Source organism: Thorsellia kenyensis, assembly GCF_042432445.1.
GTDB classification, from domain to species: Bacteria; Pseudomonadota; Gammaproteobacteria; order Enterobacterales; family Thorselliaceae; genus Thorsellia; species Thorsellia kenyensis.
The window spans coordinates 32,458-46,031 of sequence record NZ_JBHLXE010000100.1 but is presented as its reverse complement, the minus strand read 5'-3'; the positions used below and the strand labels follow the sequence as shown (position 1 = coordinate 46,031).

Here is a 13,574-nt window from a genome sequence, read left to right as displayed (position 1 = left end):
CTCCTTACCAAACTAAAATGAGTGCTAACACAGAAAGAATACCGGTAATAATAAAACTGATTTTGGCAGTTTTGGTTCCAGATTCTAGCGTTTCTTTAATCACCCCAAAATCCATCAGTATATGACGAAAACCACCAATTGCGTGATAAGCAAAAGCTGTTAATATGCCCCATAGGATGAATTTAATAAAAATATTATCTGCAAGAGAGACTGCTTTTAAAAATCCGGTTTCTCCGTCTAGCGATACCCCTAATAAATAAAGTAATATTGCGATACCGACAAAAAGCATTACCCCAGAGACTCGATGTAAAATCGAAGCAATTGCGGTGATCGGGAAATGAATTGTTTTTAAATCAAGATTGACTGGACGTGTACGTTTCAAAATTTCACCTACCATTAAACTTACTATAAATCAACAGATTAAAACTGTTACCCCAAGGCAAATAAACAATAATTGCCACTAAATACCCTAAAGATTACTGCTACAAAATATTTTAACACGTATATCGGCTAATCTAAAATTAAACTCACCATTAAAGTATAAGATTTTATACAATTTAATACAATTAAAGTGCTATGAAACTTGGCTTCTTTCATGTCAATCAGTGATATAAATCACAATTTAAAAACAAAATGTAAGCTAATTAAATATTTTTAATCACTTTTTTAATTAATTTTGGCATCATCAGATAATGTAAGGTAAAGTTTGTTGTAGCTATATTATTCCTATCCTTTATTGTGTTATATAGACTTTTGATTGTTTCAATAATCAATCTATTCTATTGCTTAGTGCAAATTTTGAATGATTGACTTAATCTAATGTTTTTAAGTAACATCTTTACGTATATATGTAATAAAAATGAACTTCTTTGTATTTGATGCAACGACTTTTTTGTTCAAAATGTGATGTATATAGCGTTAATTTTACGACTTGTTCAAGGAGATTTAACTTTTTTAACGAATTGTGCTATAAAGCTATTCTTATTTGATTATTGATAATAAAAAATCCCCACAATCCAATAACAAAAAAATATGTTTCTGAACAAATAACTAGATTAGCTTGATAGCTAGGCTGAATATTTTTAAGGACTTAAGATCTTTTATTTAAATTAGATGTAATTTTTAGACAATCGAATATGACGATGCTACAACCATTGATGAGAGAGATAAGCTTAAGGAGCAACAAATGAGTGACAATAAAGTTTCTGTAAAAATTGGTGATGTCAAAGAATTAGACCTTAGTTTACTTACTCCCAGTATAGGGAATCAAGTAATTGATGTGAGCAAATTAGGGAGTACTGGTTACTTTACTTTCGATCCTGGTTTTACCTCTACCGCTTCATGTGAGTCTAAAATAACTTACATTGATGGTGATGAAGGTATTTTATTACATCGTGGATTTCCAATTGAACAATTAGCCAAAGAATCCAATTTCTTAGAAGTGTGTTATATTTTATTAAATGGTGAAGCTCCCACCAAGGATGAGTATTCTAAATTTGAACACGATATAAGAACACACACAATGGTCCATCAGCAAATTCATCGTTTATTTAATGGATTTAGACGAGACTCACATCCTATGGCTGTTTTATGTGGTGTAACTGGTGCTCTTGCAGCATTTTACCATCAAGGGCTTGATGTTGATAACCCTGAACACCGTCGTTTAACTGCCTATCGCTTACTTTCAAAAATGCCAACAGTAGCTGCTATGTGCTATAAGTATTCAATTGGTCAGCCTTTCATGCAACCCAAAAACAAATTATCATATGCGGGCAATTTTTTACATATGATGTTCGCTACACCTGCTGATGATTACGTAGTTAATCCTGTTCTTGAACGAGCTATGGACAGAATCATGATATTACATGCAGATCATGAACAAAATGCGTCAACCTCTACTGTCAGAACTGCGGGTTCTTCTGGCGCAAATCCTTTCGCTTGTATCGCAGCTGGAATAGCTTCCTTGTGGGGACCTGCGCATGGCGGTGCAAATGAAGCATGTTTAAAAATGCTTGAAGAAATCAAAACTGTTGATCATATTCCTGAGTATATTGCTAGAGCAAAAGACAAAAATGACTCATTCCGCTTAATGGGCTTTGGCCATCGCGTGTACAAAAACTATGATCCTCGTGCCACAGTGATGCGTGAAACATGTCATGAGGTATTGAATGAATTAGGTATTCATGATGATTTATTAGAAGTGGCGATGGAATTAGAACGCATTGCATTGAATGATCCTTACTTCATCGAGCGTAAACTGTATCCTAATGTAGATTTCTATTCAGGAATTATTCTAAAAGCGATGAATATACCCGCATCAATGTTTACTGTTATTTTTGCTATTTCAAGGACAATTGGTTGGATTTCACATTGGATTGAAATGCACGAAGAAGGAATGAAAATAGCTCGTCCACGTCAGTTATACACCGGCTATACACAAAGAGATTTCAAAAGTAAATTATAATTGATTAATTAAATATTATTCATATTATGGGGCTTAAGGTTTAAAATTCTTAAGCCTTTTTTATGGCTGTTATTTATCCAATTTAATGTAATGCGTTCTTCAAACCTAGAATATTCTAATTTACTGAGTTTATTCTATTGGGTACCCCTGATGTAATTGCAAAATTTTTTATTTAGAAGGTTAAGTAATTTCTATGCAATAAATTTGAGGTTTAAGGGTGAAAATTGTAAAGATAGAAGTTATTTTTGACGTATGTACTCTCAAACAGAACAGGCTTTAAAATGAATTGCTTGATAAATAAATTAGGCTGAAATTTTTTTGATTCAAAGTTTATGTAAAGTGTCGAATGTTATTATAAAATAATGATTTTTATCAAATGTAAAATAATTAAAAGTATCACAATTATCTCTTCGCAATGATTATTTTTCAAAAATAAGATGAGCTAAAAGTCAAGTATTAACTTGCTCCCAAGTTAGTAGATTAATCTTATCTTACTAAAAGTGATCTCTTTGCTTTTCCTGTGTATAATAACCTAAAGTCCCTAAATCATATTTTATTTTATGATTCTAGGATATCTAGTGAGTTTTTAAATGGTAAATAATATGGATACCGCAAATAAATCCAATGAACAACTCAGCTCAATTGCCCCAGTTTCACCTTTATCTGTAGTTAATCCGTTGAATGTCCAAGGTGACGATTTAGCCACTGAACCTCATTTTGAAGTTGCTGCTATCGATTTAGGTTCAAATAGTTTCCACATGATAGTTGCTAGAATTGTCAATGGCTCATTTCAAGTTTTAGCTAGGTTAAAACAAAGAGTCCAATTAATTGATGGTATGAGTGACGCAGGAGAACTATCTCGACCGTCTATCGATAGGGCACTATCGTGCTTAGCACTGTTTGCTGAGAGACTTGATGGTTTTGATACTTCCAGGGTTAGAGTAATTGCAAGCTACTCACTCAGGGCGGCAAGTAACGCAACTGATTTTTTAGAACTCGCTCAAGCTGTTTTTCCTTATCCTATCGAAGTTATTTCAGGTCATGAAGAAGCAAGACTTATTTATATGGGTGTTGCACATACCCAGCCAGAGAAAGGGAAAAAATTGGTCGTTGATATTGGTGGCGGTTCTACTGAAATTATTATCGGTGAAGGGTTTTCTCCATTAACCTTAGAAAGCGTTAATATTGGTTGTGTCAGTTTCTATAATCGTTTTTTTGAAACGGATAAAATTAATGCGAAAATATTCGATAAAGCAGTCATCATGGCGCAACAACAGATTGATTCTATTGCTTGGCGCTACCATCGAATTGGCTGGGAAAATGCTTTAGGCACTTCTGGAACAATTAAGTCTGTACATCAAATATTAATGATTCTCGGGGATTTTGATGGACTTATTACGCTAGATAAATTACTTTATCTATCAAATATTCTTATTCAATTTAAATCGATTAATGATATCAGTTTCCCTGATTTATCAGATGAGCGAAAAAAAGTTTTATTACCAGGATTGGCTATTTTAATTGGGGTGTTTAAATCATTGAATATTCAATCAATGAGATATGCAGATAGTGCCTTAAGGGAAGGTATTCTTTATGAAATGGAAGGAGTCTTTAGGCATGAAGATATCCGTGTCAGAACTGCTGAGAGTTTTGCCGAACACTATGCAATTGATCGTAATCAAGTTGCAAGAGTACTTGAAACTGTCCAGGCTTTATCTAGGGTCTGGAGAGAGCAAACTCAAAATACCGATAAAAAAGGGATCGATTCAATTTTAAACTGGGCTGTAATTCTTCACGAGGTTGGGCTGAGTATCAATCAATCGAGTATGCACAAACACTCTGCTTATATCATTCAATACTCGGATCTCCCTGGTTTCAGTCAGGAACAACAATTGCTTTTAGCTACTTTAGTGAGATTCCATAGAAGAGCAATCAAAGAAGATGAATTACCAAGATTTAATCTTTACAAAAAGAAACATTACTTTCCCTTTTTACAAATATTTCGATTGGGTGTTCTACTGAATAATCAAAGACAGTCCACGACTCGTCCCGAAAGTATGAGAGTCGAGATAGATGGATTTCATTGGCGACTTATTTTTCCCAAAGATTATTTAGTTAGAAATTCATTATTAGAATTGGATTTACAAAAAGAGCAAGAATATTGGAAAGATGTAGATGGATGGCAACTGATTATTGAAGAAGAACAAGAATGAAAAACCCGGCATAAGCCGGGTTTTGGAAATGACATCCTTGTATATTATGATTCTTTTTATATAATTAGAATCTTTATATTCGATATCCATATCTCACATTCCTTGTGCTATATTGTTGTTCTTCCTTAAATTCCTTAGTGTTGACACAACGGCTCCTCCTTAAGCCCCATCCATGGTGGATAGTAAAACCTTGACAAGGTTGAACCCTGACATTCCTTTGTCATCCATGGTTATATTAAACCACAAAATAGCTCTTTGAAACGTCAGCATTTTATAAAGAATTGCATGGAATTTACAATATTGTGTGTATTTGTAAAAAAAGACTAATTTACTTCTCATGCTAAGAGAATAAATAGACTTAAATACATTTAAATTAATAGGTTAAAATAAGAAATAAAAGGATTTTTTGTGTCAGAACATAATGTTTCTTCAATCAAAGAAAGCAAGATTTTACTCAAGCTAGCGATACCAGTAATTTTTGCTCAATTGGCTCAAACAGGAATGGGGGCGGTTGATTCTATCATGGCCGGTAGAGTATCTACTTCTGATCTTGCAGCGATTGCTGCAGGTAACGCTATTTGGTGGCCAATTATTCTTTTGGCACAAGGCATATTACTTGCTTTAATGCCAGTCATTGCTCAGTTAAATGGGGCGGGAAGGCTCCATAAAGTGGCTAGTAATACCGTGCAAGGTTTTTGGTTAGCTCTTTTCCTATCGTTAGTAGTAGTCATACTTTTCTCAAATAGCCACCATCTTATCTTTTATTTAGAGACGTTCAAGCCGGAGCATCTTAGGAATGATAAAACCGCACAAATTGCGATTGATTTTTTAGATGCAATTAAATGGGGGGTACCTGGCTATTTATTTTATATTGTGCTAAGAGCACAAAATGAGGCGTTATCTATTACTGTACCCAGTATGGTTACTGCATTTATTGGATTATCTATAAATGTTCCACTAAATTATGTCTTAATATACGGAAAATTAGGTCTTCCCGCACTTGGTGCAGTGGGTTGTGGTTATGCTACTGCGACGGCTTTTTGGATAATGTTTATTTTAATGGCTATCTATAATAAAAACTCATTTAGAGTAAAAGATATAAACATTCTTGAAAACATTAGAGGACCTGATTTTAAAATCATCATGAAATTGATAAAGATTGGATTACCTATTGCTTTAGCTATTTTCTTTGAAGTCACTTTATTTACTGCGGTGACTTTGATGATTTATCCTATGGGAGATGCGCCAACTGCTGCTCATTTAGTGGCTTTGAACTTCAGTTCATTATGCTTTGTGTTACCGTTATCTCTAAATGCAGCAGCAACGATTAGAGTAGGTTTTTCACTCGGTGAAAAAAGAACTGATAGGGCAAAAATGAGTGCTTATGTTAGTCTTTTTTGGGGTGTTGTATTGGCAAGTTGTACTGGGATAATCACGTTATTGTTTAATGAGCAGATTGTTAGGATTTATACTCAAGAAACTCCAGTAGTTATGCTTGCAACTCAACTATTGGTGCTTTCTGCAATTTATCAAATTTCCGATGCCGTGCAAGTAATCGGCAGTGGTATATTAAGAGGTTACAAAGACACTAAACTCATATTTTACGCAACATTTATCTCCTACTGGCTCATAGGACTTCCAAGTGGATATATTTTAGGACTGACTGATTGGTTTGTGCCTGCAATGGGGCCTAATGGGTTTTGGATAGGATTTATCATAGGATTAACGACATCAGCAATTTTATTAATGAGCCGGATGGTTTGGCTTCAAAAGCAAACTGATGAATTTGTTTTGGCTAAATCAAGTTAGTGATTTTATCAAAATTACAAGTCTGCAAGGAGCTGACATGTGTCAAAAGAGGTTATATTATTTGCGTATAATCTGTTAAACTGTAGAGGCAAGTGTAAGTAGAAAATCTTAATTCCTGAAAAGGAGCTATTTATTAATACTAACAGAGCCCGACTTACACCCTATTTTAAATTTTATTAATACCATATCAAGAGGTTATATTGTGAAAGTGAAGGCTTTTATAATCAGTTTAATTGTTTTCATCTCTGGTTGTGCGTCTCATAATCAAGAAACTGGTGAAAGAAATGATCCGCTAGAAGGATTTAATAGAGTGATGTTTAGTTTCAATTATGAAGTTGTTGATCCTTATGTGTTAAGACCTGTTGCTGTCGTATGGAAAGAATATGTCCCGAATCCAATCAAAGATGGTAGTAACAATTTTATTTATAACTTAAGTGAACCTGCCCATATGGTTAATAATTTGCTTCAAGGTGAAGTAGAAGCGAGTGCGAAAAGTTTTAACCGATTTTTACTGAACACTATCCTTGGATTAGGGGGACTGATAGATGTTGCGGGCATGGCTAATGATGAATTAAAACGCCCTGATCCACAGCGCTTTGGTACGACGTTAGGATCATATGGTGTTCCTACTGGGCCATATGTTGTACTTCCTCTTTTTGGTAGTTTTACGTTTACTCAAGAAGGTGGTAATGCTGCTGATACGCTTTATCCTGTTTTGAGTGCTGTATCTTCTGGTTGGTGGCTATTAGGAACGACTGCTGTGAGTGCTGTAGATGGTCGTTCTAGACTTATAGAGCAAGAAGGATTATTAAAAAGTTCAGCTGATCCTTATATTACAGTCAGAGAAGCTTATTTCCAACGAAATGAATTTTTAATCAATCGTGGGGAAACAAGCCCGTCAAGTTCTCCAGATTTAAAGGCTATAGAAGCAGATCTTGACAGTATTGATGAATAAAAAATTGAGAGTAACATAATGAATATTATAGTCATGCGTCATGGTGAAGCAATTAACCAAGCACCCACTGATTCATCAAGACCTTTAAGCCCATATGGAGAAGAGCAATCCTCTCAAGTAGGTGCATGGCTTGCACAAGAAGATCTATGTCCAACACATGTCTGGGTCAGTCCATATCTAAGAACTATACAGACTTGGGAAAAAGTTCAGCAAGCGATGGAATCTAGAATTGAAGCAACGATTTTAGAAACAATTACACCGAATGGTAGTGCGCAAAGGGTTGTTCAAAGTATTTATGAATTTATTGACTCTTTATATAAACATACCCCACCTTTATCACTTGATGAAGTAAACTTAATGATAATATCTCATCTTCCACTTGTGGGCTATTTAGTTGAAGAACTATGTCCAAATGAGCACTCTCCTATCATGTTCCAACCCGCAAATATCGCTGGAATTCGTTTAAATAATGAGGGTCAAGGAGAACTACTATGGCATGGTGGATTAATTAAAGAGTAACTCTTAATTTCTATTCTTGGAGGTTAAGCAATATGCTCGTACTTAATGGGGAATTTAAAATAATATTAATTTTAAGACGACTTTTGAACGGCTGATGAGAAAAAAATTTCAAAACGACGAGATGATAAACAGTTAAAATTTGATATTAAGAAATATAAAAAATGCCTATCCTAATTTGAAATAAGGCTAGGCATTTTCTACGGCTACTGCGACTTTAAGATAATAAAATATTATGCTATTTTAAGGTTCATTAATTAGAACGAATAGCTTAATCCACCGCCAACAAGTGTTTGACCTGAACTTGAAATCATTGGACTGTCTTTAATTTGTTTATTAAAGAAAGTATGTTGAGCCATACCAAAAGCATTCCAATTATCTGTCATTTTAAAATTTAAGCCTGCGCCCATATAGGGTGATACGCCACTGTTTGATTTATATGCTTTAAAGTCAGGAGTTCTATTTGCTTCATTTGCTGAAACTCCATAGTAATAATCATTATATTTATCACTATTCCATTTTATACCAGCAATAGGAGCCAAAGTGAGTAAATCATGAGTAATTGGGTAACTATAGTTGGCATCAGCAATGATCCCATTACTGCGATTAAGTACATCACCTGATACATCTGCTGCCAATTTACCGAATACACCGGTGACGTCATATCCAATACCCACCATAGCGGTTTCACGTCTTCTGTCAAGAGCACGCATATTCACATTATCGCTATCGCGGCCTTTAAAAGACTGAGGGTGGTAAGAAATATTTACATTAACTTTTTGTTGGCCATCATTCCATAAAAAATAACCCGCTTTAGTTGTATTAAAAAAGAACTGGTCATTTTCAAATTTGATCACTGGTAAAGGAATAACATCATTAGACACGCCTAAGTAAGGTTGAGTGGAATATCCAACCCCTAATCCTAACGTAACATCATTTGCTTGAACACTTCCTATAACCATTAATCCTGATACTGCAAATAAGCTTAGCAGTGTATTCTTTTTTATTTTCATAAATAACCTCATTGTAGTTAAAAAATCCATTTTTTTATAGGCATCCTTATTAGAGGAGCCTGATATGATTCAATTAATATATCATATAAAGTAATAATAACACTTTAAAAAATAATTTGATAATGCCGATATAAAATTATGTTAATTAATTGTGCTATTTGAGGAACAATTAGTGACCCGAACTGAATAAATAATCAACAAATTCCTTTGAAATCGGTTAAATAAACACTTATTGGGTGTTGCAGGTGTCTTTTATTCGTTTTTAATTATACAGGCCTTGTCAGGTTTGTTAAATAATTACTTTTTAATTTCAATTTTCTTTAAAACATTTGGCACGAAGACTTGACAATATTTTTTTATGGCAAACAGGCTTATAATCATTGATAGCAAAGAAGTAATAAATATTATTGTTTGATTTGGCGTCACGATATTTACTAATAATGCCGACAAAATCATAATAATGACGGGCATGCAATAGATTAAAAAAGCTGATTTAAGTAATATTTTTTCATCTAATTCAATATCAACATACTGCCCTACAGTATACATCTCATTTTTTTCTAACGTTAAAGTGATATTTTTACTTAATAATTTTTCAGTCTGTCTATGTGCGCAGCTATATTCTTGCTGACAGCCTGAACAACTTGCATTTCGTTCAATGCTCAAAGTAACTTTACCTGGTGCTGTATGGATGACTTGTGCGGAGTGCTTTTTTTCAACAATACTTGAGCTTATTGTGTTTTCACACTCAGATTTAGGAGCAATATTTTTTATCGATTGAGTCAAAACTAATCCTCTTTGTCAGCGTGTACTTCTAATTTTGCAATTGCGCGTCGATAAGCTTGTTCTAATGTTGATTGATTTCTTGCACTTATTTCTAAATCATTGACTTTACCATCATCTAGTCCATAAACCCAGCCGTGAATAGATAAATTCTGGCCTGATTTCCAAGCAGATTGCATTATTGTGGAATGACCAAGATTATATACTTGTTCAATAACATTGATCTCACAAAGGGCATTCATTCTTTTTTCTTTTGATAAATGCCCTAATAATCCAGCATGCTTAAATAACAAATCTCTTATGTTAAGCAACCAATTATCAATCAAACCTAGTTCTTTGTTCTCTACCGCAGCAACGATACCACCACAATTATAATGGCCACAAACAATAATGTGTTCTACTTTTAACACTTCTACTGCATATTGAACAACAGAAAGACAATTTAAATCAGTATGAACAACAAGATTAGCGACATTTCTGTGCACAAATAATTCACCAGGTTCAAGACCAGTGAGTGTTTCTGCTGGAACTCTGCTATCGGAACATCCTATCCATAAAAATCTAGGTGTTTGGTTTTGTGATAAGCGCTGAAAAAAATCCGGATCGTGTTTATGAATATTCTCAGCCCATTCGGTATTATTTTTTATGATATCTTCAATACATGCATTCGTATGGTTTTTATTACAATAAGAAGAACATGAAGGATTACCTTGGATATGATTGTGATGATCTTTGTTATGATTATTTGAACCCATCAATGCTCCTAAGTATCTATATAATTATTATCAAATATGCTAATTAATTAAGCTTATTTTGTTTTGGTGTATTATAATTAAAACAGATGTAAATTAAACCGTCTTTTAGCCACTTTTATTTATTGTTAAGCTATAAAATACGATTACTCCAGTTTATCGTATTTTATAAATCTGTGTTGAAATTTATTGCATTGAAGTGTAATTAAATTTGTCTACTAATTGAAATACCCATATTATTATTTATATATTTGTTTTTTTAGAGGTCAAAATGCCGTACGCAATAGAAATTAAATCGCTTAAAAAAACCTACTCTAACGGGGTTCAGGCCCTAAAAGGTATCGATTTGACTGTAAAAAAAGGCGATTTTTATGCCTTATTAGGCCCGAATGGTGCAGGAAAATCCACAACAATCGGTATTTTAACTTCACTTGTCAATAAAACTGAGGGCGAAGTTAAAATTTTTGGATACGATCTTGAGAAAGAAAAAGTCCATGCCAAATTACAATTAGGATTAGTACCACAAGAATTTAATTTTAACTCTTTTGAAACTGTACTTCAAATAGTGGTTAATCAGGCGGGTTTTTATGGTGTTAATCGAAAAGAGGCGACTGCAAGAGCTGAAAAATATCTATCGCAATTAGATTTATGGGAAAAACGTAATGATAGGGCAAGAATGCTTTCAGGTGGTATGAAACGCCGCTTAATGATAGCTAGGGCTTTAATGCATGATCCTAAATTGCTTATTTTAGATGAACCAACTGCAGGGGTTGATATTGAATTAAGGCGTTCTATGTGGCAATTTTTACAAGAATTGAATAAAGAGGGGAAAACAATCATCTTAACGACTCATTATCTTGAAGAAGCAGAGATGTTATGTCGAAATATCGGCATCATTCAATCAGGAAAATTGATTGAAAATACCAGCATGAAAGCATTATTGGCTAAATTGCAATCTGAAACCTTTATTTTTGATGTGAGCGCTAAATTAATAAGACCCCTTGAAGGTTATAAGACAGAAGTTTTAGATGAAACTACTCTGGAAATTGAAGTCTATCGTGAACAAGGGCTTAACGGTATTTTTGAACAGTTTAACCAGCAAAACATCCGAGTGCTAAGTATGCGCAATAAAGCGAATAGATTAGAAGAACTTTTTGTTGGATTAACCTCAAAACTTGAAGCTTAGCATTAAAACTCATGAGAGATTTTAAGTGTCTTTACTAATTAAAATTCAAATCAGTCATTATATTAAAAATACAAAGAATTAAACAATCAGAGGAAATCATGTTTCAATTATATTTCACTGCATTAAAGAGTATATGGATTAAAGAAATTAATCGCTTTATGCGAATTTGGGTGCAGACACTTGTTCCACCAGTGATTACCATGACACTATATTTTATTATTTTTGGTAATTTAATCGGTGCTAGAGTTGGGCAAATGCACGGTTTTGATTATATGCAGTTTATCGTCCCTGGTCTTATTATGATGTCTGTTATTACTAATGCGTATTCAAATGTTGCCTCCTCATTTTATAGCACGAAGTTTCAACGCAATATTGAAGAATTACTAGTAGCTCCTGTTCCTACGCATATTATCATCTGGGGCTATGTAGGAGGCGGAGTATCTAGAGCGGTTGTGATAGGGGCTTTAGTTACTATAGTATCTTTATTCTTTGTGCCCTTACAAATCTACTCTTGGAGTATGGTGATTATAACCCTATTACTTACATCGATTGTTTTCTCATTAGCAGGATTGTTGAACGCTGTTTTTGCGAGGACATTTGATGATATCAGCCTGATACCTACATTTGTGTTGACACCACTCACTTATCTTGGTGGTGTATTTTATTCAATTACGCTATTACCTGAATTTTGGCAAATAGTTTCTAAAATTAATCCTATTGTCTACATGGTTAGTGGTTTTAGGTATGGTTTTTTAGGTATTAATGATGTCCCATTCTCTCTTTCTGTAGGGATCCTACTGATATTTGTTGCTATGCTATATGGTATCAATTGGCGATTAATAGAAAAGGGCCAAGGATTGAGAAGTTAACAATTATTTAAATAAGCGAGGTTTATGTGGCGACATTAATAATTGGGGATATTCATGGCTCTTATGATGAATTTATGCGATTGCTTGATAAAGCTTCTTTTAATGAAAAAGAAGATACGATTTGGTTAACAGGTGATATTGTAGCAAGAGGTAAAGATTCTTTATCAGTTCTAAGAGAGGTATATCAACTTAAAAACAGTGTGAAGATGGTACTCGGAAACCATGATTTACATCTATTAGCTATCGATGCAGGATTAGTTAGGGATAAAGCTAAGGACAAATTGGATAAGGTGCTAAAGGCAAAAGATAAAGAGGAACTTTTATTTTGGTTGAGGAAACAACCATTGGTTCAATATTGCCATAAACTCAAATTAATAATGACGCATGCAGGTGTTTCTCCTCAATGGGATTTATCTACTCTTCTAACAGCTGCTGAAGAAGTAAAAATGGTGTTACAGTCTGATAAATACAAAGACTTATTGGCTCAGATGTATGGAGATACCCCTAACAGTTGGAATGATAAACTGAAAGGTATCCCACGACTACGTTTTATTTTAAATGTTTTAACACGTATGCGTTATTGCTCAAAGGAAGGTGCATTGGATTTTTTGTGTAAAGATGCACCAAATGAAGCGCCATCAGGATTGTATCCCTGGTTTACTTTACCAAGAAAAATACCAGCTGAATATACTTTGGCCTTTGGCCATTGGGCTGCGCTTAATGGGAAAGTTGATGAACCTAATATTCTTGCTTTAGATACAGGATGTGTTTGGGGGGGAGAATTGACACTATTTAATTTTGAACTTAAAACGAAAATGAGCGTGCTTGCTAAAATTAAATAACCACCTAATTTTAGCAGATGGCTAAGATTTTAGACTTTTTTCAAATATACTGTTCCCTTTAATGTATTTTTTACTTCTTTGATTATGATTGACAGTATACGCTATTTACTGAGTTGATCTTAAAACTTTGCCGTTAAAAAAATGTAACCACCGACAGCAAAGTATGTCTATT

12 protein-coding genes are annotated in these 13,574 nt (G+C 34.0%); 8 read left to right on the top strand and 4 right to left on the bottom strand.

Annotation, left to right across the window (positions count from 1 at the left end):
- Window positions 1–4: 4 nt before the first annotated feature.
- Window positions 5–409 carry a succinate dehydrogenase cytochrome b556 subunit gene (sdhC, locus tag ACFFIT_RS09640; RefSeq protein WP_385877566.1) on the bottom strand — a complete coding sequence of 135 codons (405 nt, stop codon included), beginning with the start codon at window positions 407–409 and terminating at the stop codon, window positions 5–7.
- 777 nt (window positions 410–1,186) lie between these two features.
- On the opposite strand from sdhC, the gene ACFFIT_RS09635 reads away from it, so the two are divergent.
- The 5 genes from ACFFIT_RS09635 to sixA all read left to right on the top strand — a co-directional run bounded on the left by ACFFIT_RS09635 (window position 1,187) and on the right by sixA (window position 7,960).
- Complete coding sequence (locus ACFFIT_RS09635; protein WP_385877446.1) at window positions 1,187–2,464, top strand: citrate synthase; 1,278 nt, start codon at window positions 1,187–1,189, stop codon at window positions 2,462–2,464.
- Between the two features lie 602 nt (window positions 2,465–3,066).
- Window positions 3,067–4,677, top strand: coding sequence for a Ppx/GppA phosphatase family protein (locus ACFFIT_RS09630; RefSeq protein ID WP_385877445.1), 1,611 nt, complete (start codon window positions 3,067–3,069; stop codon window positions 4,675–4,677).
- A gap of 408 nt (window positions 4,678–5,085) precedes the next feature.
- Window positions 5,086–6,486, top strand: coding sequence for an MATE family efflux transporter (locus ACFFIT_RS09625; protein ID WP_385877444.1), 1,401 nt, complete (start codon window positions 5,086–5,088; stop codon window positions 6,484–6,486).
- 208 nt (window positions 6,487–6,694) lie between these two features.
- Entirely contained in the window at window positions 6,695–7,441 is a 747-nt protein-coding gene (locus ACFFIT_RS09620) for an MlaA family lipoprotein (RefSeq protein WP_385877443.1), read from the top strand.
- An 18-nt stretch (window positions 7,442–7,459) separates the two neighbouring features.
- Window positions 7,460–7,960 (top strand): phosphohistidine phosphatase SixA, encoded by a 501-nt coding sequence (gene sixA / locus ACFFIT_RS09615; RefSeq protein WP_385877442.1) that lies wholly within the window; start codon window positions 7,460–7,462, stop codon window positions 7,958–7,960.
- A gap of 254 nt (window positions 7,961–8,214) precedes the next feature.
- Here the strand turns inward: sixA and ACFFIT_RS09610 are convergent, their stop codons facing one another.
- The 3 genes from ACFFIT_RS09610 to can all read right to left on the bottom strand — a co-directional run bounded on the left by ACFFIT_RS09610 (window position 8,215) and on the right by can (window position 10,508).
- Window positions 8,215–8,970 carry a MipA/OmpV family protein gene (locus ACFFIT_RS09610; protein WP_385877441.1) on the bottom strand — a complete coding sequence of 252 codons (756 nt, stop codon included), beginning with the start codon at window positions 8,968–8,970 and terminating at the stop codon, window positions 8,215–8,217.
- A gap of 297 nt (window positions 8,971–9,267) precedes the next feature.
- On the bottom strand, window positions 9,268–9,756 hold the full coding sequence (locus tag ACFFIT_RS09605; protein WP_385877440.1) for a SoxR reducing system RseC family protein: 489 nt from the start codon (window positions 9,754–9,756) through the stop codon (window positions 9,268–9,270).
- 2 nt (window positions 9,757–9,758) lie between these two features.
- Window positions 9,759–10,508 carry a carbonate dehydratase gene (gene can / locus ACFFIT_RS09600; RefSeq protein ID WP_385877439.1) on the bottom strand — a complete coding sequence of 250 codons (750 nt, stop codon included), beginning with the start codon at window positions 10,506–10,508 and terminating at the stop codon, window positions 9,759–9,761.
- Between the two features lie 268 nt (window positions 10,509–10,776).
- Between can and ACFFIT_RS09595 the strand changes: the two genes are divergently transcribed.
- The 3 genes from ACFFIT_RS09595 (at window position 10,777) to ACFFIT_RS09585 (ending at window position 13,402) form a co-directional block, all read left to right on the top strand.
- Window positions 10,777–11,691: an ABC transporter ATP-binding protein gene (locus ACFFIT_RS09595; RefSeq protein ID WP_385877438.1), complete on the top strand. Its 915-nt coding sequence runs from the start codon at window positions 10,777–10,779 to the stop codon at window positions 11,689–11,691.
- Window positions 11,692–11,789: 98 nt separating this feature from the next.
- Window positions 11,790–12,560 (top strand): ABC transporter permease, encoded by a 771-nt coding sequence (locus ACFFIT_RS09590; RefSeq protein WP_385877437.1) that lies wholly within the window; start codon window positions 11,790–11,792, stop codon window positions 12,558–12,560.
- Between the two features lie 26 nt (window positions 12,561–12,586).
- A complete protein-coding gene (locus ACFFIT_RS09585; RefSeq protein WP_385877436.1) occupies window positions 12,587–13,402 on the top strand; it encodes a symmetrical bis(5'-nucleosyl)-tetraphosphatase in 816 nt (271 codons plus the stop codon).
- Window positions 13,403–13,574: the final 172 nt, after the last annotated feature.